The sequence below is a fragment of the Flavobacterium sp. 270 genome, assembly GCF_004368785.1.
Classification (GTDB): domain Bacteria; phylum Bacteroidota; class Bacteroidia; order Flavobacteriales; family Flavobacteriaceae; genus Flavobacterium.
Map to the genome: position 1 here is coordinate 626,953 of NZ_SODM01000003.1, position 21,799 is coordinate 648,751.

Genomic DNA, 21,799 nt, shown 5'->3' on the forward strand with positions numbered 1-21,799 from the left:
TTCAAAAACCAAAATGGTAAATACTATAAAAAGAAAAGAAATGAAAAGTGCTTTAGAAATAAAACCTGATATCAGTTATAAAAGCGCAGGAAAATTTGAAGAAACCAGATTTGAGAAAATTCACAACGAAATCTTCAAAAGTTCTGCAGAAGCTTCAATAATTGTAGCGCAGGAAATCGCTCAATTGATTAGATCTAAACAAGAAAAAGGTAAATCTTGTGTACTAGGTTTAGCAACAGGTTCTTCTCCTATAAAAGTATACGAAGAATTAGTGAGAATGCACAAAGAAGAAGGCTTGAGTTTTAGCAATGTAGTTACTTTTAATCTGGATGAATATTATCCGATGACAAAAGAAAACAATCAGAGCTATCATTATTTCATGCACCAGCATCTTTTTAATCATATTGATATCAAACCAGAAAATGTAAACATTCCGGATGGTACTATCGCAATAGACGAATTAAATCAATACTGCATAGACTACGAAATGAATATTAAAAATGCAGGAGGTCTTGATTTTCAATTATTAGGAATTGGTCGTACGGGTCACGTAGGTTTTAATGAGCCAGGTTCGCACATCAATTCAGGAACTAGAATTATTACATTAGACCACATTACAAGAGTAGATGCATCGTCAGATTTTAATGGAATAGATAATGTGCCTAAAAGAGCGATCACAATGGGAGTTTCTACCATTTTAAGATCAAAAAGAATCGTATTAATGGCTTGGGGGCAAAACAAAGCCGACATCATCAAAAGAACCATTCAAGGTGATATCAGTTCAGAAGTTCCGGCAACATTTTTACAAAATCATTCTAATACAACATTTGTTTTAGACCAGTCAGCAGCTGTAGAATTAACCCGTTTTAAAACACCTTGGTTAGTTGGAGAATGTTTGTGGACATCAGAATTAAAAAGCAAAGCGATTGTTTGGTTATGCCAAAAAACAAAACAATCTATTTTAAAATTAACAGACAGAGATTACAACAATAACGGAATGTCTGATCTTTTGGCACAAGAAGGTTCTGCCTATGACTTAAACATTAATATGTTTAATATTTTGCAGCATACCATTACTGGATGGCCAGGCGGAAAACCAAACACAGACGATTCACACCGTCCGGAAAGAGCCAATCCAGCCAAAAAAAGAGTAATACTTTTTAGTCCGCACCCAGACGATGACGTAATTTCTATGGGAGGAACTTTTTCAAAATTGATAAAACAAGGCCACGATGTACACGTAGTATATCAAACCTCTGGAAATATTGCAGTTACTGATGATGAAGCATTAAAATTTGCCGAAGTAGGAAGCGATTTTATTGGTAATGGCGCAGCAGATATTGATTTCAAATCTGTAATTAAGTTTTTGAATAACAAATCAGAAAATCAAATAGATTCTTTAGAAGTTCGAAAATTAAAAGGACTTATCCGAAGAAGAGAATCTTATGCAGCAACAAGATACATAGGTTTAAAAGATGAAAACACACATTTCTTAGACCTTCCTTTTTATGAAACAGGACAAGTGAAGAAAAACCCGCTAGGAGCAGAAGATATTGCAATTGTAAAAGACATTATTGCCAAAATAAAACCACATCAGGTTTTTGCTGCAGGAGATCTTGCTGATCCACACGGGACGCATGAAGTGTGTCTAAATGCTATATTTGCTGCAATGGGAGAGTTAAAATCTCAACCGTATATGGATGATTGCTGGTTATGGCTGTACAGAGGTGCTTGGCACGAATGGGACATTCACGAAATTGATATGGCTGTACCGTTAAGTCCTTCAGAAGTATTATTAAAAAGACACGCAATTTTGTACCACCAGTCTCAGAAAGACAGAGTTATGTTTCAAGGAAATGACTCTAGAGAATTCTGGGTTAGGGCAGAAGACCGTAATAAAAACACCGCAATTCTTTACGATGATTTAGGATTGGCAGAATACGAAGCAATCGAAGCTTTTAAACGTTTTGATTACTAAAAATTAATTTTTTGATTCGGTTTAAAACGAATCAACAACAAAATTCAGATTGATTTTATAGCGAGAAGTGAGGTTCAAAAGAAACCATTCTGAGTTTTGTTTTTTTATAAATTTTAATATTATCACCGGAGATAATATTTTTCAACGCCATTAAAAATGAAATACCTATTTGTACTACTATTAGCGGGTGTAACGGCTGGAGCTCAAATTAAAAAAGAAGAGCTAAACCTTATGCCCTGGCCTCAAAGTGTTGTTGTAAACGACGGAAATTTTGCTTTAAATAAAAACTTTAAAGTAAACATTACCGGAAACCCAAATCCAAGAATTTTTGGAGGAGTAACTCGTTTTTTGCGCCGGCTTGATGGTAGAACAGGTATTTTTTTCGTACAAGGTTTTATTTCAAAATTAAATGAAGTTCCAGATGCAGAACTTCAGATAAATTGTACCCAAAGCGGAAAAATTGGTTTATATGAAGACGAAAGTTATCATCTGGACATCAAAACAAACAAAATTACAATAAATGCTACAAGTGATTTAGGCGCTTTACACGGGCTTGAAACCTTGTTGCAAATGCTGCAAAACAATAACAATTCATTTTATTTTCCAATATCGCAAATCTCAGATTTTCCAAGATTTACATGGAGAGGTTTAATGATCGATGCTTCGAGACATTTTCAGCCGGTTGATGTTATCAAAAGAAATATCGACGGATTGGCTGCGATGAAAATGAATGTTTTTCACTGGCATTTGGTTGATGATCAAGGCTGGAGAATCGAAATGAAAAAACATCCAAAACTAATAGATTTGGCTTCGGATGGATTGTATTATACGCAAGAGGAAATTAGAAATATCGTAAAATATGCAGACGAGCGCGGTATTTTAATCGTTCCGGAAATAGACGTTCCCGGTCACGGATCTGCTATATTAACCGCATATCCGGAAATAGGAAGCAAATTGATCACGCTGACAGGTGGAACTTCAGAAAAAAATATTCAAGGTACAGCAATTACTACCTATGGAATTGAAAGAAATGCAGGTATTTTTTCGCCGACATTAGATCCTTCAAATCCTAAAACATATCAATTATTAAGTGAGATTTTTGATGAGGCTTGCCCTTTATTCCCAGGCGCTTATTTTCATATCGGGGGAGATGAAAATGAAGGCAAGGACTGGGATGCAAACCCAAAAATTCAGGCCTTTAAAAAGAAAAACAATCTGGCGACAAACCACGAATTGCAGACTTATTTTACCATGCAGTTAGTACCAATGCTTAAAAAACACGGTAAACAATTGATGGGCTGGGAAGAAATTCTAACCAAAAATATGTCTAAAGAAGCAATAATTCATTCTTGGAGAGGAGCAAACGAAGGTATGGTTGCTGGGCAGTCATTGGTAGATGCGGTAAAAAAAGGATACAAAACAGTATTGTCAAACGGGTATTATATTGATTTGATGTATCCGGTCGCAAGTCATTATTTAAATGATCCGATGCCAAAAGGTGCGACATTAACAGCAGAAGAAAAAGCAAGAATCTTAGGAGGAGAAGCTACAATGTGGACAGAACTTACAACAGAAGCAACTATAGATTCCAGAGTTTGGCCAAGAACAGCAGCGATTGCAGAAAGACTTTGGTCGGCAGAAGACATTACAGATTTAGCCAGCATGCGCAAACGTCTGGATGAAGTTTCTTTTAGATTAGAAGAATTAGGATTAACCCATATTCGTAATAAAGCAGTGATTTTAAGAAACATTGCCAACAATCAAAATATTGTACCACTTGATGAGTTTAGTAACGTTTGCGAACCATTAAAAGGATACACACGTAACAAAGGCGGCACAGAATATCAAATGTACTCTCCATTTACATTATTTGCAGATGCTTGTACACCAGACGCCAAAGATGCTTTAGGATTTAATGATGCTGTAAGCCAATATTTAGCAGCTAAAACACCAGAAAATAAAGCAAAAGTTGCCGCTTATTTAAATAAATGGATAACAATTAATACAGAATTAAACGAGTTAAGCGCAAATGCACCTTTAGTACAGCCAGTTTTGCCCCTGTCTAAAAAACTAAACGATGCATCAAAAGAATTGCTGCTTGTTTTAGACAATAAATCGACTTTGAAACCAGACGATTTGAAAAAATTAATCGAAGACTGCAACACAAAAGATCACGCAGATGTAGAGTTAGCAGTTTACACCAGTTTAAAGAAATTGATATAAAGAGTTTTGGTTTAAATTAGGTTAGTATAATGAATCGCCATCATATTATTATTTAGAGTTAATAATGTTTATCTCTATTGGAGCATTCTGGTAGAGATAATTTTGGCGAGAAAATTACCAATCGATTTTAAATCGTATAAAAACACGTTCCACAAGTACAAAAAATAGTATTAATCCTTAAAAACCAAATAAAAGAATACAATAAACATGACAAAAAGTAGAATTTAGATTGATGAGTTACCCCAAATTTATCTTTTTTATTTATTACAATTTTTTAAAAGAAATTATACATAAATATCAATCATACTATTTCCTATTGATATGGCACAATCAGTAATAGTAATATTTATTTATAGAAGTAATATGAATTAGTCCAGCAGTTGCAGTGTTTTCTATCTGCAGTTGATTGAATCCCGGTTATTGTTTTTTTATGTACTGTTTCAGTATGTAGTTGATCCTAATCGGAATATTTATTTTTCTATTAACCAATATTAATTAAACATGAAACATTATTACAGATTGCTCTTTTTGTTACTGTTTCCCTTACTCGCGTTAGCACAACCGGCTCACGGGAAAAAAGTAGTGGGTTACTATGCGCAATGGTCTATTTATGCACGGGATTTTAATGTCCCTAAGATAGACGGAAGTAAATTGACGCATTTGAATTATTCTTTTTATGGGACAACGTATGATCCTGCCCATCCGGAGAATACAAAATTGAAATGTTTGGATACCTATGCTGATTTTGAGCATATGGAAGGCGGAATTCCGTGGGATGCTCCCGTAAAAGGGAATTTTTATGACTTGAAAAAGCTTAAAGAAAAATACCCGCATCTAAAAGTTTTAATTTCTGTTGGAGGATGGACAAAAGGTCAGGATCTGTCTCCAATTGCTGCAAGTCCTGTAGCAAGAGCAGCTTTGGCAGCAGATATGGCAAACTTTATTGTAACTTATCCTTTTATCGATGGTTTTGACATCGATTGGGAATATCCTCTTTCTGGAGGAACAGACGGTACAGAAGTAATTAACGGAGCACCAATTCCTCCGCAAAAGTACAGTCCGGATGACAACAAAAATTTAGTGTATTTATTGAAAGCAATGCGTCAGACAATGCCAAATAAATTAATCACAATTGCAGCCGGAAATAACGTTCGTAAAGTTGGTTCTCAATATTTAGGGCCAAACAACAGAGCGCAATACGGAATGACAGAAGACATTTCTACTTATTGCGATTACATTACTTATTTTGGATATGATTTTGGAGGAAACTGGTACGACAAAACCTGCTACAATGCACCATTATATGCAAGCGGCAATCCAAATGATCCATTATACGGAGCTGCACAATCAGAATCATTAGACGAATTAACCAATCAATATTTAAACGTTGTTGGTTTTCCTGCGAATAAATTAATCATGGGATTGCCTTTCTATGGAAAAAAATTCGATCATGTTGCCACAAATTCAACCAACGGATTATTCGTTTCTGCACCAAGAGATGTAGTTCCGGGATGTACAAATCCGCAAAACCCAACAGGAACCTGGGATGGTCCCGCAGCATGCGAAAAATCTGGAAGTATTGAAATTTGCGATTTAGTCGGAAATCCAGTTACAAATTCACACGCTTATTTAGATCCAAACACAATGCTTGTTACTCCAAGTGCAGCAAGTGCAGGATGGGTAAGATATTTTGACAATACGACAAAAGTTCCTTATTTGTATAATGCCACTTTAAAACAGTTTATCTCTTATGAGGATAAACAATCAATGGATTTAAAAGTGCAGTATATTAAATCAAAAAATCTTGCCGGAGGTATGGTTTGGGAATTATCTCAAGACACAAGAGGTTCAATCCCGAATTCATTATTAACCCAAGTCGATACTTCTTTTGGAAGCGTTGTTCCTGGAACAGTAAGTATTTCTGGTGCTGCAAAAAACGGTACAAATTTAGTTACCGATGTTACAGTAGAATTACGTAATGCAAGCAATGTTGTTTTACAAACCATAGTTTCGGCAACAGGTAATTTTACATTCAATAGTTTAACTTCTGGACAAAATTATACCGTAACAGCTTCAAAAGCTACGTATACTTTTATTCCGGTAAGTTTGACAAACGTAACAGTAAATCAGACAAACGTGGTTATAAACGGAACACAGCCTTTATATACAGTAAGCGGAACTATTCTGGACGGATCAACTCCAGTTTCTGGAGTAACAGTTGCAGCAACATCAGGATCAACGGTTTTAACTGCGGTTTCTAATGCAAGCGGCGTTTATACAGTTTCAGGTCTAACAGCAGGATTAGATTTTACAGTTACAGCTGCAAAATCAGGATTCTCATATTTGCCGGCATCAACAGTTTATAATTCAATAAGTGCTAACAAAACATTGAATTTTACGCAAACTGCACCAATTGTATATTACACTGTAAGCGGCACTGTTTTAAACAACACAACACCAGTTTCTGGAGTTACAGTTACAGCAGCTGCTACAGCAGGAAATATTACAGGAGTTACAAATGCAAGCGGTGCTTATACATTAAGTTTGCCAGCAGGAGCCAATTATACGGTAACAGCATCTTTAACAGGGCAGACTTTTACACCAGCTTCTACAGTTTACACGAATCTTACTTCAAACAAAACATTAAGCTTTACGCAGAATGTTGTGGTAACTTCAAGTAAAATCAGCGGAACAGTTAAAAATGGTTCAACACCAGTTTCTGGCGCAAAAGTAGAATTAGTTTTACCTTGGACAGATAACACACACAACTGGAAAAGTGTAATCGCAATAACAGATGCACAAGGAAAATACAGTTTTGATAATTCAGTTGTGGCAGGATATACAACCGTTACAAGTTTAAAATTGAATAGTTGGGAAAATGGTGAAACAGCTTATTTCCCTAATAATCTGGCAAACTTTGCAGTTCCTGCAAATCCAACAGTTTACAATTTTAATACAAGCTCTACAGCAAAAAGTGCTTTGGCTGCTGTAACAAACTTAATCAGCGGATCCGTTAAAAATGGAACAACTCCGGTTTCTGGTGCAAAAGTAGAAATCGTTTTACCTTGGACAGATAATACACACAACTGGAAAAGTGTTCTCGCAACAACAGATGCATCAGGAAATTACACTTTTGATAATTCAGTTGTAGCAGGTTATACGCAGATTTTAAGTTTAAAACTAAATTCTTGGGAAAATGGAGAAGCTACTTATTATCCAAATAACTTAGCCAACTTTGCAGTGCCGACAACGCCAACGGTTTATAATTTTAATAGACAAGCGGTGGTTGCAACTAAGCCAGTTGTTGCCATTACAGCGCCAACAGCTTCGGCGATTGCTATAAATTTAGGAGCAGCAATTAATTTTGTTGCAAGTGTTGGATTAAGTGCTGCCGATGCCACTACAATCTCATCTGTTGTATTTAGTTTAGACGGACAAAACTTGAGTGCTGCCAATTCTTCGGGAACATATACTGCAGGTTGGACACCAGTTGCCAATCAATTTTCGGCTAGTCATACCTTAACCGTTACGGCTACTGCATCAAACGGAACAACAGATTCAAAAACATATAGTTTTACATTAACTTGTTCAGGTGCAAATTGCCCAAATGCAGTGCCTGTAATTACTTGGAATTCACCATCGAATACTACTGTAAATCAAAGTTCTTTCCAAGTTGTGCCAATTTCAGTTACAGCTGTGGATAGTGACGGATCTGTTTCTGGTGTTACAATTACAATTAATGGAGGTACTTTTAATATGACAGCAGGTACAAATAATACTTATACGTATAATTTTACACCATCTGCTTATCAGGATTATCCAGTTGTAATCAAAGCAACCGATAATAAAGCTGCTGTAACGACATTAAACAATACTATTAAAATTGCTCCAGTGAGCACTAATAGATTTATTCCACTTCCTTCAAAAGTAATTTTAGGATATGCTCACTCTTGGGAAAATGCTGGTGCTCCATTTTTATATTTTTCTCAAATGGTTGGAAGCAAGTTTAATGTAGTTGATTATTCTTTCGTAGAAACAGTAAATCGTGATGGTTATACACCAATACTAACTACAAATGATAACAGATATTTGACCAATGGTGTTTTCAATAAACAATTGTTGAAAAATGATATCAAATCCTTAAGAGACAGCGGTGTTCCTGTTATTATCTCTATCGGAGGTCAAAATGGTCATGTTGTTTTAGATAATGTAAATCAGAAAAATATTTTTGTTAATGGTTTAAAAGCCATTATTGACGAGTATCAATTTGATGGAGTTGATTTAGATTTTGAAGGCGGATCGATGAATTTTAGTGCAGGAAATTTAAGAGATATTTCTTATGCGGGAATCTCTGCTTATCCAAGATTAAAAAACATAGTAGATGCCTGCAAAGAATTAAAAGCGTATTACGGAACAGGATTTTTATTAACAGCAGCTCCAGAAACACAATACGTACAAGGAGGATATTCTACCTATACGGATACTTTTGGTTCTTTCCTGCCAATCATTCAAAACTTACGTAACGAATTGGATTTGTTAGCGGTACAATTGTATAATACAGGAGGAGAAAACGGATTAGACGGTCAGTATTATGGTTCTGCTAAAAGAGCAAACATGGTAACAGCCTTAACAGATATGGTAATAAAAGGATATAACATTGCTTCAACAGGAATGCATTTTGATGGTTTACCGGCCTCAAAAGTTCTTATTGCATTACCAGCTTGTCCAAGTGCAGCAGGAAGCGGTTATATAACGCCGGCAGAAGGAATTAGTGCCATGCATTATTTAAGAACCGGAACCACTTTTTCTGGAAGAACGTACACGATGCAGCCAGGCGGACCTTATCCTTCTTTAAGAGGTTTAATGACTTGGTCTGTAAACTGGGACGCTTCTTCTTGTGGTAATTCATCTGAATTATCTAAAGCGTATGCAGCATATTTTGCGGGACAAGGAGCAACGGCAAAAACATTAGCTCTGGATAAAATTGAACCACAAAACGCAACAATAGCATATTTTAAAAATGATGCGTTGTCCGTTTCAAACGAAACAGAAGATATTGCTCAGGTTGATGTATTCAATACAATTGGACAAGCTTTAGTAAGTCATAGAAACATTCAAAATAATAAAGAAATACTGCTTCAAAATCAGAATTTCTCTAAAAAACAATTGTTTATAGTTATCGTAACCGATAAATCAGGAAACAAAAAATCATTAAAAGTGTCGAACTTTTTAAATTAAAGTTTGATTCTTTTGAATACAATTTTGAAATATAAAAATTGGAAAAGGTTAAAATTGAGTTTGGTTATTTATTTTTTAATCTAGTTTTTAGTTTCGAATAAAATGCATCAAATTTAGGTGATTTGTTATTTGGTTTTCACCTGAATAAGTGCATTATGAACCCGGCAATCTACTGCCGGGTTTTTTTTATTTCTTCGTTTTTTTGAGATTCTGCTTAATCCATTTATCAACCGGAATTTTTCGCTCCACATATTCAGAATATTTCTTGTGATCAACTAATTCGATATAGGTTACGTAGAAATCTTTTCCATCTTGTGAAACTTTGAAGTTTTTAAAATCATCATAATTTTCATCCGATCCACGCAAATAAGAATTGCACAATTCAAACGTTTTTACTTTATAAAAGGGATCAAATTCAGATGGTTTTTCAACAATCTCAAAATAGATTATTTTAGGATTACAATTGAAATCATCAATCTGGGCAATTTGTTCTTTTCTTTTTTCGAAAAAATCAAGAATCTGTTTTTCCTTTTCATTGTATTGAAACTGATACGGAATAAATTGATGCTTTTCTGTTTCAAAATCCTTAGGATGATTTCGTTTATCAGTCGGAACTATTTCAACACCATTTTTATTCACAAACCCCCAAGTACCACCAACCAAAGGCGGATGCTCCGGATCTTTTGAAGTATCAAAATGACAGCCATTACAAAATTCAGCAAAGCCAAAATTCATTGCAGAAACCCAATCGTATTTCGCAGGAATAATTTTAACGCCGTTTTTATCTGCAAATCCTACCTTTTTATTTTCCGTAAATCGCATATAACCTTCACTGAAATAATCAATGCCAGCATCGAAAATATAAGGTTCAAAAAGAAAATTGCCTTTTCTGTCGTGGGCTTTTGGCCCTTCTTTAATAGGCATAGAAAAAAGGATTCGGTCTTTAATTTCTTCTTTTGAATTGACATCACTTGCCGATTGCGTAAAAAGATATTTTGCAGGAATAATAATTTTTCCGTCCTGATTTTTTACGCCAACCAAACTATCGCTTTCTACAAAATAAAAAAGTTTTTCTGTCTGCGAAAAACCAAATAAACAGCTTAAAAGTAAAAGTGAAACAAATATTTTTTTCATTAAAAAAGGCTTTTAAAATTGAAAACGAAAGAAAGGTAAAATGTATTGTACTCAAATGTAGTAATAAGTCCTTAGATTTTTGAGTACTTTTGAATCCGATTTATTTTATACCATTTCATGAAAAAGCTAATCTTTTTTATAGCGTCAATTTTAATTTTCACTTCTTGCTCAGGACAAACAAAATCTGAAAAACCAGAAGTTGATCCCATTCAAATTCAAAATAATTACGCAGGTTGGTCAGCCTATCAAAACAAAAAAATAATGCTGTCAAGAGATTTTACAGCGCTAGATTCTGTTTCGAAAGAAATCAGCAAAGAATCTTTTTTAAATGAATTGACAAAAGGAAATTATATTCCAATTCGATTACAATCAGACGATTCCGTTTATACCTATAAACTATTCAAAATAGAGCACAATTCAGATACAAGTATAAAAGCAGCAATTTCGCAGGAAGCTTTTGATGCTTTACATAATTTTAAAATGGAAGGAACAGCTTTCCCAAAGTTTTCTTTTAAAGATTTGAATGGAAACATAGTTTCAAACGAAACCATGAAAGGAAAAATAATCGTAATCAAATGCTGGTACATTCACTGTGCAGCGTGTATTAAAGAATTTCCTCATGTAAATGCATTAGTTTCAAAATACAAAGACAGAAAAGACATTCTGTTCGTAAGTCTTGCCGAAGATAATCCACAGCAATTAAAAACATTTTTAGCAAAAAGACCATTGTCATATTCCGTGATTCCGAATATGAAAGTATATATGAATGAAACTTTACAGCTAAATGCATTCCCAACGCATTTCATCTTGGATAAACAAGGAACAATAAAAAAAGTAGTTTCTAATTACGAAAGCCTTGAAGTCGCTTTGGCAAAAGAAAGCCGGTTTTAAACCATATAAGTTATATAAGTGATTTAAGTTTTGTGTTGAGAGAATCTCGCAATCCCGATAGCTATCGGGAGCAGAGGCGTAAAGTTTTTTGACTATACATAAAGTTTGTCATTTCGACCGGAGGGAGAAATCACACTCGTAACTCGACAAAGATTTGTGATATTCAGTATGGAGTTTCTAGTGTGATTTCTCCCTCCGGTCGAAATGACAAAAATGAAAAAAAACTTTGCGCCTCTGCGCCTTAGCGAGATTAAAATATTAAGCGCTACATTTTAAATGAACTTATATAACTTATATGGTTCAAAAAAAAGCAAGAAACTTAGCACCTTAGCATCTTTGCAACTTAGAACCTTTTTCACTACTTTTGCACCAAATTAATTAAAAAGACATTCATGTTAACAGTCAATAATTTATCAGTTCAATTTGGCAAACGAATTTTGTTTGACGAAGTAAATACCACATTCACACACGGAAATATTTACGGCGTAATTGGAGCCAATGGTGCTGGAAAATCTACTTTTCTTAAAATCATTTCGGGCGATATGGACCCAACTTCTGGTCACATACATTTAGAACCGGGAAAACGTATGTCGGTTTTAAACCAAAACCACAACATGTTCGACGAGCATACCGTTTTGGAAACCGTTTTGATGGGGAATAAAGTTTTGTACGCTGTTAAAAAAGAAATGGATGAACTTTATTTAGACTACAACGACAAAAACGCCGACAGAATCGGAGAACTTCAAGTACAATTTGAAGAAATGAACGGTTGGAATGCAGATTCTGACGCAGCATCGATGTTGTCTAACTTAGGAATCAACGAAGAACATCATTATACATTAATGGCCGATCTAGAGGGAAAAATTAAAGTTCGTGTGCTTTTGGCGCAGGCGCTTTTCGGTAATCCTGACGTATTGATCATGGATGAGCCTACCAACGATTTGGATTTCGAGACAATCGCTTGGTTAGAAAACTTCCTGGCAAACTACGAAAACACCGTAATTGTGGTATCTCACGACCGTCACTTTTTAGATGCGGTTTGTACACATATTTCTGATATTGACTTCGGAAAAATTAACCATTATTCTGGAAACTATACGTTCTGGTACGAGTCTAGCCAATTAGCGGCGAAACAACGTGCACAGCAAAACAAAAAAGCAGAAGAAAAGAAACAAGAATTAGAAGAATTTATTCGTCGTTTTAGCGCGAACGTTGCAAAATCGAAACAAGCAACTTCTCGTAAAAAAATGATTTCTAAATTGAACATTTCTGAAATTAAACCTTCAAGCCGTCGTTATCCTGCGATTATTTTTGATCAGGATCGTGAAGCAGGAGATCAGATTTTGAATGTAGAAAACTTAAGTGCTTCTGTAGACGGAGAACTTTTGTTTAAAGATGTAGATTTGAATATGGCAAAAGGCGATAAAATCGTTCTTTTCTCTAAGGATTCTCGTGCAACTACCGCTTTCTATCAAATACTAAACAATCAGCAACAAGCAGATTCTGGAACATTTGATTGGGGAATTACAACAAACCAAGCTTATTTACCAGCTGAAAATCATGATTTCTTCGAAAACGATTTGACTTTGGTAGATTGGTTACGCCAGTACGCAAAAACGGAAGAAGAGCGCGATGAGGTTTTTATTAGAGGATTTTTAGGAAAAATGATTTTCTCTGGAGAAGAAGCATTAAAAACATCTAGAGTTTTATCTGGAGGAGAAAAAGTACGTTGTATGTTGTCTAGAATGATGATGGAACGCGCTAATATCTTAATGCTGGACGAACCAACAAATCACTTGGATTTGGAGTCTATTACAGCTTTTAACAACTCTTTAAAAAACTTTAAAGGTTCTGTAATTTTCACAACACATGACCACGAGTTTGCACAAACTGTTGGTAATAGAGTAGTAGAGCTTACACCAAACGGAGTAATCGACCGCTACATGACATTTGACGAATATCTTGATGATGAAAAGATTCAGGAACAAAGAAAGAAGATGTATAATCTTTAATCTATAAATTACAATAAAAAAAATCCCAAATTCCAATGTAAAAATTGAATTTGGGATTTTTTTATGTTTGTTTTTTTTAGTTTTATTTACTTCCCATAAATTTGCTGATGATCCAAATGATTATAGCAACGATGAAGATTACGATGAAGATTCCAACGCCCATTCCGGCTTTAAAAATGTCTCCTATAACTTCGCAGCTTGTAAATGAAAATAGTATTACGAATACCATTAACATACGTGTAATGAACTTTTGCATGATGTTTTCTTTTTAGTTTACTGAATAAATTGATACGTATTTTGTACTATTAAAATTACTTCAATAAAAAAGAAAACGTCTTATATAATTTTTTGGAAATGTTTTATGATTTGGATTTGTATTGATTTTGTTATTCTCCAACAGTTCCGGTTTTCACATCGCCAGCCCGTTTATAACTAACAGTGATTACACCTTTTGGCGTAACCGTACTTTCAATTAATGTAAATGCTGAAGGAACTGAACCATTATCAAATAATTTTTTCCCTTTACCCAAAATGATGGGATAAATTAAAAGCCCAAATTCATCAACTAAATCATGTTGCAGCAAAAGCTGAACGAGTGTTGCGCTTCCCCAGACTTTAATATCGCCGCCGTCTGAATTTTTAAGTTTTTTAATGTCTTCTATAGTAGAAAGGAATTCTGAATTTTCCCAATCTGATTTTTTTCTGGTGGTTGATAAAACGTATTTAGTAACCTCATTAATACCAGGCCAGCCTTCTGCGTGCTTTGGCCAATAGTCTTCAAAAATATCAAAAGTTTTTCTGCCCAAAAGAATATCCGAAGGTTTCATTTGTTCCTGCATAACTTTACCAGATTCCTCATCTCCAAATGGGGCGACCCAGCCTCCATATTCAAAACCGCCCGATGTATCTTCTTCAGGGCCACCCGGCGCCTGCATCACGCCATCGATTGTAATCATGGATATTACGATTATTTTTCTCATGATTTCGAGTTTTTAATTCAATTTAAAATTACTTAAAAATCAGAGAAATGTGTTGTAGGATTTTAGAGAAATGTTCTAGATTTAGATTCGGATCATTTTTACTTCTAAAAGTACGAGTGCGATAATAACTAGAATTTCAGCTAAAAAATATATGATACCAAAAATAGAAATGCTTTGGCGATAATAAATGATTACCCCCAATGTCAAAACACAATAAAGAATATTAGCGGTACAGATTATTTTTAAAAACGATTTCCAATTTTGCTTGACAAAGAAATAAGAACTGATTGAGTATATAAAAAAAATCAAAGCAAGCAATGAAAGATATTTGAAAACATCTTTAGATAAGCCAAAAAAAGTATTGAAATTTCTTAGGATAAAATAGAGTAGAATAGTGGTAAGCAAAGCTCCAAAGCTATCTAATAAAAATATGTTTTTAGTTTTTGTTAGAAATTTCATGAAACTTTGATTAGTTTTTAATTCGTCCGTATTTAATTTTGATGTCTTTTAGTTGCAATTCCATACAATCGTTCAAAGTTAGAAAATGAATTGATTTTGTAAACTTGCCGTTTTGATATTCTTTAAATAAATCTTTCCAAATCGTCGGATAGAAAATTCCTAAAGAAAAGAATAATAAGCAAGGTAAAGTTAAATTTCCATTTCCAATCAAATAAGCCTGCATTCTAATTTCATCTTTCATCGTCATTTCATATTCTAGAACAATATGCTTTAAATCGTGGTTTTCAAATTTGGGTATTAATCTATATTGTTTGCTGTCTAACATTTTTGCAACTTCACGTCCTACTGTTCCTTGCTGTAATGTCCTTAAATAATTATGTTTAGGAGCTAAATAGTTTTTTCCGTAAATTAACTCTAGAAGCCAAATAATTCCTCCCGTAATCTTAAAAAATTTTAATTTTTTGTAATTATTTGTCATTCTTAATTTTCTGAATTTAAAGTTGGCGTTTAAAAAAAGTAAACATATAAAAAAAGATAGATTTTTTTCCAACATTTATATCCCAACAAATAAATTTTGATTCCGTATATTTGCCCAACTAAATAAGTCACTAAATTATGAGCCAAAAAGTATTACTTAATTCAAAAGAAGTTACTATCATACTCCATCGTTTGGCTTGTCAGTTAATTGAGAAACACTTAGATTTTTCGGATACTATTTTAATCGGAATTCAGCCTAGAGGTGTTTTTTTAGCAGAACGCTTAAAACAAATATTAGAGAGCGAATACAAAACTCCAGAGATTTCTTTGGGTTATCTGGACATCACTTTTTTTAGAGATGATTTCCGTAGAACCGATAAACCGCTGGAAGCCAATAAAACTCAAATTAATTTTATAGTCGAAAACAAGAAAGTCATTTTTATAGATGATGTATTGTTTACGGGACGAAGCATTCGTTCGGCATTAACTGCGATTCAGTCTTTTGGACGCCCATCAGAAATTGAATTGTTAGTGTTAATTGACAGACGTTTTAGCCGTAATCTTCCTATTCAGCCCGATTATCGAGGCCGTCAGGTAGATGCTATTAATGATGAAAAAGTAAAAGTAAGCTGGAAAGAAAACGAAGGTGAAGACGCTGTTTACTTGATTACCAATTAAATTTAATTATTAAAAATTGAAAAGAAAATCATGACAGAGAACGAAGAGTTTATTTATGAATCAATTTTTAATCAGGTAAGAATGGGATTTCTTCCTATTGATGATATTAAAGAAAACATCATGGAAGAAATAGAAGACAACGAATTTGAAGATGAAATTTCAGAAGAATGGGCTTTTGAAAAAATCGACGAAGAATACCAAAAGTTACTTCAGGAAAGTAAACAATGGAAAATCCCGACAGATACTGAAAAGATTATAAAAGCGTTTGATGAATTATGCAGCCAAAATATTATCGCGCTTCATAATGCAGGATATACGACAAGCGACGGTGAATATGAAGTGGTTGAGGTAGAAAGAGAACTTCGGATAAATGAAGTTGAATCTGATGGTTACTGCTTTTACCACGAACAGGATTTAGCAAGAGCAATCGCTGCCGAAAATCCAGGTTTGTATATTGCTTTTCAAAAAGTAGATAATTCTGATGAAGAAACTACAATTGGTGTCGGAAAAAAAGTAGCCGAAGTGCTTAAAAATAATGGTCTGGAAGTAAACTGGAACGGAACGGCAAAATCAAAAATTGAAATTCCGGGTTTTAGATGGCAGCAGATTTATAATGAAGACGGAAGAGATTTGCAGGATTACAGCGAAGTAATTGACAGAATGATCGAATAGAGTAGCTGCTCTTTAAAGAAACGTTGAATGATTGAATATTTCGTCATTCAGAATTTGACAAATAATATTAAAGAAACAAAAATGAAAGAATTAAGCGTAAATCATTTATTAGGAATAAAATACATCAACGAGAATGATATAAACCTAATTTTTGAAACGGCAGATCATTTTAAAGAAGTCATTAACCGACCAATTAAAAAAGTTCCTTCATTACGCGATATTACGATTGCCAATATTTTCTTCGAAAACAGTACCAGAACTAAACTTTCGTTTGAATTAGCTCAAAAACGTTTATCGGCAGATGTTATTAGTTTTTCTGCTGCACAATCTTCGGTTAAAAAAGGAGAAACACTTATAGATACCGTAAACAATATCCTTTCGATGAAAGTAGATATGGTTGTAATGCGCCACTCCAATCCCGGAGCGGCTTATTTTTTATCTAAAAATGTCAAAGCCAGTATCGTAAATGCCGGAGATGGAGCGCACGAACATCCAACGCAGGCTTTATTAGACAGTTATTCAATAAGAGAAAAACTAGGCGATGTTGCCGGAAAAAAAGTGGTTATTGTGGGTGATATTTTACACTCAAGAGTTGCATTATCTAACATTTATGCTTTGCAGTTGCAGGGCGCAGAAGTAAAAGTTTGCGGACCAAAAACATTGATTCCGAGATATATCGAATCACTTGGTGTTACGGTTGAACCAAACTTGCGAAAAGCTTTAGAATGGTGTGATGTTGCCAATATGTTACGTGTACAAAACGAACGTATGGATGTTAACTTTTTTCCTTCAACAAGAGAATATGCACAGCAATACGGAGTTGATAAAACATTATTAGATTCGTTAGATAAAGAAATAGTAATCATGCACCCTGGACCAATAAACAGAGGAGTAGAGATTACGAGCGAAGTCGCAGATTCTAAGCAATCTGTGATCTTAAATCAGGTGGAAAATGGTGTAGCGATTAGAATGGCGGTTATTTATCTTCTGGCTTCTAAGATTCAATAGGTTTTTAGTTTCAAGTTGTCAGGCTGAGCGGAGTCGAAGTTCGATTTGCACATGTCATCCTGAGCGGAGACGAAGGACTTTATGCAGAACGGGGCTTTGACTCCGCTCAGCCTGACAAATCTAAAATCTGAACTCTAAAATCTAATATCTGTACTCAATTCTAAAATTAAAAAATCTTCGTACCTTAGCTCTTAAAATTATAAGCCCCCTAAAATTATAAAATGAAAGTAGATGTAAAAGGACATACCGTTACCATAAAGGATACAAAAAAAGATTTGAATGCTTTTTTGGAAAATGTAACGCAGCAATTTAAAACCTATGAAAAACAAAACGTTATTATAGATTTGCTGTCGCATTCTGATTTGTCTGAGAAAGATTTAAAGCTGTTTTTGCCACTTTCGAAACAACATAAAAAAGCTAAAAAATCATTTGTAATTGCAGCTGCTGATCTTGATTTTAATGCTATTTCTGATAAATTGGTTGTTGTACCTTCACTTTTAGAAGCGCACGATATTATCGAAATGGAAGAAATTGAAAGAGACCTCGGTTTTTAGAATTTTAGATTGTTGATTTTAGATTTTAGATTGAATCTGTATCTTAAATCTCCGTCTCTATAATTAATCTAAAATCGGAACTCTAAAATCTAAAATTAATAATGAATCTTACTATACTTGGCTGTTATGCCGCAACTCCCAGAACGCTTACCAATCCAACTTCGCAGGTTTTAGAAATTAAAAACAGACTATTTTTGATTGACTGTGGTGAGGGAACTCAGGTGCAGTTACGGAAGAATAAAATCAAGTTTTCAAAAATCAATCATATTTTTATTTCGCATCTTCATGGAGATCATTTATATGGATTAATCGGAACAATTTCGACATTTTCTTTGTTAGGCAGAACTACCGATTTGCATATTTACGGTCCAAAAGGAATTAAAGAGCTTATTCTTCTTCAGTTAAGATTAACGGAATCCTGGACGACTTATGATTTATTTTTTCATGAATTAGAATCAAAAGAAAGTGAAGTTGTTTTTGAAGACAAACGTGTTATTGTAAAAACAATTCCGCTAAAACATCGTGTTTATACCAATGGTTATCTTTTTCAGGAAAAACCAGACGAAAGAAAACTAAATGTTGAAGCTGTTCAGGACTACGATATACATGTTGCTTATTATCAGAAAATAAAAAACGGCAGTGACATTACACTCGACGATGGAACTGTTGTAGCAAACGAGAAATTGACTTTTGACCCGATTCCTCCAAAAAGTTATGCTTTCTGTTCGGATACCGTTTATCATGAAGCTGTAATTCCGATTATTGAAAATGTAGATGTTTTATATCATGAATCTACCTTTTTGGAATCAGAAGCTGCTTTGGCTCAAAAAACATTACATTCTACAGCAAAAGAAGCCGCTAGAATTGCGCTTAAAGCAAATGCAAAGCAATTGATTTTAGGACATTATTCAACCCGCTACGAAGGAATTGAACCTTTTAAAAAAGAAGCCCAAGAAATTTTTCCAAATGTGCTTTTGGGAGATGATGGGGTTAGTTTTTCTTTTTAAGGAACAAAGGTTCAAAGGGACTGAGGTTCAAAGGCTTTTTAGGAACTTGAAAATTGGACTGGGCTTCGACTACGCTCAGCCTGACAACCTGAAACCTGAAACCTGAAACCTGAAACAAAAAATCTAAAGTCAAAAATCTAAAATCAACAATTATGAATGATTTAAGTAATTATAGAAAATCTTACGAAAAAAGTGAATTGCTTGAAAGTAATATTCCCGAAGATCCGATTAATCTTTTTAAAAGATGGTTTCATGAAGTAGAAGATTTCGGCGGAAGTGGAGAAGTAAATGCTATGACGGTTTCTACAATTGGTTTGGATAGTTTTCCGAAATCGAGAGTGGTTTTGTTAAAGAAATATTCTGAAGAAGGATTTATTTTTTATACCAATTATGATTCTGAAAAAGGAAAAGCAATTGCTCAGAATCCGCATGTTTGTCTGTCGTTTTTCTGGCAGGAAATGGAGCGTCAGGTTATCATAAAAGGAATTGCGCAAAAAACATCAGAAAATATATCCGACGGTTATTTTGATTCTCGTCCTGATGGAAGTAAACTGGGTGCGATTGTTTCAAATCAAAGTGAAGTTATTCCGTCAAGAGCCTATTTAGAAGAGAATTTAAAGAAATTAGAACAGCAATTTGAAGGAAAATCAATTCCAAGACCCGAAAATTGGGGTGGCTATTTAGTAACTCCTTTAGAAGTAGAATTTTGGCAGGGGAGACCTAACAGACTGCACGACAGAATTCGCTATACAAGTCAGTCAGATTTTTCCTGGAAGATAGAAAGATTATCTTCTTAAGAGTAGTTTTACGTAGGAAAATTATATATCAAAACATTATTTTTATGTATTTCATCGATTAATTTTGTAGTTTACCGATAAAATAGATACGTTTGAAGCAGAAAAAGAAACGAAATTTATTTTAATAAAAATATTTAAAGGATTTGCCCCAACATCTACTTTAATAGCATAAACTACTGTTGATTATGAAAAAGATTATGCGCGTCATGTTGTTCACTGCAATGCTCATTGCAGTGAACGCATGTTCTGCTGATACTGCCGAAGGAAGCGAGAGTAGCACTACAACTGAAACGCTTATTACCACTTATACTTATAATGATACTGAATTGGAAACAATGAAGTTAATAAACGAATACCGTGTGAGTATTGGTTTGAATGCATTAGAAATGGTAAATCATATTTCTTTTAAATGCGAAGAGCATAATAAATATATGATTGCTAATAATGTTGTAAATCATAATGACTTTACTTCACGCTCTGCTAATATTGTAAATGTTCTTGGCGCTAAAAAAGTGGGTGAGAATGTTGCGTACAACTACAAAACTCCCCAAGCGGCTCTAAAAGCTTGGTTAGAAAGCCCGGGTCACAAAGAAAACATTGAAGGAGATTACACTCATTTTGGCTTGTCGGTTTCTACGGATCCTGCTACCGGAAAAATATATTACACTAATATTTTTGCTAAGATTTAAAGGAAGATTGAATCTGGTTGGTTTTTTAGTTGTCGTTGTAGTTCTTTGAATTACAACGACTTTTTTTTTTGCGTTGTTTTTTACCAAAGAAGGATAAGATTTACGCAAAGATTGGCAAGTTTTTATAATCTTTGCTTACCTTCTTTTTTGAGAACTGTTATATAAATAATGTATTAAAAGTATATACAAAATATAGCTATAATATATTTGGCGTTATCAGAATCTTGTCATTCTGCAAAAGAGAAATTTTCGGAATAACTCTACATTAATATTTTAAATCTAGACAAAAATGATATTTATCTAGTGCGTTTGTTTTCTTAGCTTTGTAAGTCATTAACTTGTATTTACTTTAAAGATATAAAATGACTGACCTATGATTAGATCTTTAATTTGTTTTGTTTTTATTTCACTTTCCACTCATGGACAGATTTGCCTGCATAAAAATTTATCTAAATCTTTTAATTACAATATCAGGTTTCAAAGAGAAAATGAGAACTCTTGTAAAATTAAAGTAACAATAATTGATAAAACTTCTCAAAAAAATCTTCAGACTGTTGTTGTTAATTCAGAATATATTTTTGAAAAAGATTTTAATAATTGTTCAACGGTGAGATCTTATATTACTGGTATAAATGAGAATAGAGATAGTATTGATAATGACTTTGGCGATTTTATAGTGGCTGATTTTAACTTTGATGGTAAAGAAGATTTTGCAGTAAAATCAGATTCAGGTGGAAACGGCGGTCCAATTTATGAGTATTATATTCAAGGTAAAAATCAAAAATTTGAACGTGATAAATTCTTAACGGATACTGTAGCATTTTTTCCTACATCAATTAATAAATCAAAGAAAACGCTAACTACTTTAGTTCATGCTAATGCAAATGAGAGATGTAAATTGATTTATAAATATGATCTAAAAATAAAAAAATGGAAATTAGTAAGTAAGTCTTTTGTAAAATATTGATTTAGTAATCTAAAATCCAGCTATATAAAAAAGCT

At 33.9% G+C, this 21,799-nt stretch carries 17 protein-coding genes; 13 read left to right on the forward strand and 4 right to left on the reverse strand.

The annotated features are described in order from the left end of the window. Positions 1-40 precede the first annotated feature (40 nt). The 3 genes from nagB to chiA all read left to right on the forward strand — a co-directional run bounded on the left by nagB (position 41) and on the right by chiA (position 9,439). The gene (gene nagB / locus EV144_RS14270; RefSeq protein ID WP_134149965.1) at positions 41-1,978 is read left to right on the forward strand and encodes a glucosamine-6-phosphate deaminase; all 1,938 of its coding nucleotides are present in this window, start codon (positions 41-43) and stop codon (positions 1,976-1,978) included. Between the two features lie 156 nt (positions 1,979-2,134). Next, positions 2,135-4,201, forward strand: a complete 2,067-nt coding sequence (locus tag EV144_RS14275; protein WP_134149812.1) for a beta-N-acetylhexosaminidase — start codon at positions 2,135-2,137, stop codon at positions 4,199-4,201. Positions 4,202-4,702: 501 nt separating this feature from the next. Further along, positions 4,703-9,439, forward strand: a complete 4,737-nt coding sequence (gene chiA / locus EV144_RS14280; protein ID WP_134149814.1) for a T9SS-translocated chitinase ChiA — start codon at positions 4,703-4,705, stop codon at positions 9,437-9,439. Between the two features lie 186 nt (positions 9,440-9,625). On the opposite strand, the gene EV144_RS14285 is transcribed toward chiA, so the two are convergent. Continuing rightward, positions 9,626-10,573 (reverse strand): WG repeat-containing protein, encoded by a 948-nt coding sequence (locus tag EV144_RS14285; protein ID WP_134149816.1) that lies wholly within the window; start codon positions 10,571-10,573, stop codon positions 9,626-9,628. Between the two features lie 117 nt (positions 10,574-10,690). On the opposite strand from EV144_RS14285, the gene EV144_RS14290 reads away from it, so the two are divergent. Both EV144_RS14290 and EV144_RS14295 read left to right on the forward strand, forming a co-directional pair. After that, positions 10,691-11,464: a TlpA family protein disulfide reductase gene (locus tag EV144_RS14290; RefSeq protein WP_134149818.1), complete on the forward strand. Its 774-nt coding sequence runs from the start codon at positions 10,691-10,693 to the stop codon at positions 11,462-11,464. A gap of 392 nt (positions 11,465-11,856) precedes the next feature. After that, positions 11,857-13,476 carry an ABC-F family ATP-binding cassette domain-containing protein gene (locus tag EV144_RS14295; protein WP_134149820.1) on the forward strand — a complete coding sequence of 540 codons (1,620 nt, stop codon included), beginning with the start codon at positions 11,857-11,859 and terminating at the stop codon, positions 13,474-13,476. Positions 13,477-13,558: 82 nt separating this feature from the next. Here EV144_RS14295 and EV144_RS24175 read toward each other — a convergent pair whose 3' ends face one another. The 3 genes from EV144_RS24175 to EV144_RS14305 all read right to left on the reverse strand — a co-directional run bounded on the left by EV144_RS24175 (position 13,559) and on the right by EV144_RS14305 (position 15,393). Continuing rightward, positions 13,559-13,732 (reverse strand): hypothetical protein, encoded by a 174-nt coding sequence (locus tag EV144_RS24175; RefSeq protein ID WP_166670578.1) that lies wholly within the window; start codon positions 13,730-13,732, stop codon positions 13,559-13,561. Positions 13,733-13,862: 130 nt separating this feature from the next. Then, entirely contained in the window at positions 13,863-14,456 is a 594-nt protein-coding gene (locus EV144_RS14300; RefSeq protein WP_134149822.1) for a dihydrofolate reductase family protein, read from the reverse strand. A 469-nt stretch (positions 14,457-14,925) separates the two neighbouring features. After that, positions 14,926-15,393 (reverse strand): hypothetical protein, encoded by a 468-nt coding sequence (locus tag EV144_RS14305; protein ID WP_134149824.1) that lies wholly within the window; start codon positions 15,391-15,393, stop codon positions 14,926-14,928. Between the two features lie 137 nt (positions 15,394-15,530). Here EV144_RS14305 and pyrR point away from each other — a divergent pair, with 137 nt between their 5' ends. The 8 genes from pyrR to EV144_RS14345 all read left to right on the forward strand — a co-directional run bounded on the left by pyrR (position 15,531) and on the right by EV144_RS14345 (position 21,764). Continuing rightward, positions 15,531-16,070, forward strand: a complete 540-nt coding sequence (gene pyrR, locus EV144_RS14310; RefSeq protein WP_134149826.1) for a bifunctional pyr operon transcriptional regulator/uracil phosphoribosyltransferase PyrR — start codon at positions 15,531-15,533, stop codon at positions 16,068-16,070. 30 nt (positions 16,071-16,100) lie between these two features. Next, positions 16,101-16,742 carry a DUF6891 domain-containing protein gene (locus tag EV144_RS14315; protein WP_134149828.1) on the forward strand — a complete coding sequence of 214 codons (642 nt, stop codon included), beginning with the start codon at positions 16,101-16,103 and terminating at the stop codon, positions 16,740-16,742. Between the two features lie 81 nt (positions 16,743-16,823). Then, the gene (locus EV144_RS14320) at positions 16,824-17,750 is read left to right on the forward strand and encodes an aspartate carbamoyltransferase catalytic subunit (protein WP_134149966.1); all 927 of its coding nucleotides are present in this window, start codon (positions 16,824-16,826) and stop codon (positions 17,748-17,750) included. A gap of 221 nt (positions 17,751-17,971) precedes the next feature. Continuing rightward, positions 17,972-18,304, forward strand: coding sequence for a ribonuclease Z (locus tag EV144_RS14325; protein WP_134149830.1), 333 nt, complete (start codon positions 17,972-17,974; stop codon positions 18,302-18,304). Positions 18,305-18,405: 101 nt separating this feature from the next. After that, positions 18,406-19,311 carry a ribonuclease Z gene (locus tag EV144_RS14330; protein ID WP_134149831.1) on the forward strand — a complete coding sequence of 302 codons (906 nt, stop codon included), beginning with the start codon at positions 18,406-18,408 and terminating at the stop codon, positions 19,309-19,311. Positions 19,312-19,463: 152 nt separating this feature from the next. After that, a complete protein-coding gene (pdxH, locus tag EV144_RS14335) occupies positions 19,464-20,108 on the forward strand; it encodes a pyridoxamine 5'-phosphate oxidase (protein WP_134149833.1) in 645 nt (214 codons plus the stop codon). A 185-nt stretch (positions 20,109-20,293) separates the two neighbouring features. Continuing rightward, on the forward strand, positions 20,294-20,797 hold the full coding sequence (locus EV144_RS14340) for a CAP domain-containing protein (protein ID WP_166670579.1): 504 nt from the start codon (positions 20,294-20,296) through the stop codon (positions 20,795-20,797). A gap of 373 nt (positions 20,798-21,170) precedes the next feature. After that, positions 21,171-21,764: an XAC2610-related protein gene (locus EV144_RS14345; RefSeq protein ID WP_134149835.1), complete on the forward strand. Its 594-nt coding sequence runs from the start codon at positions 21,171-21,173 to the stop codon at positions 21,762-21,764. The last annotated feature ends 35 nt before the right edge of the window (positions 21,765-21,799 follow it).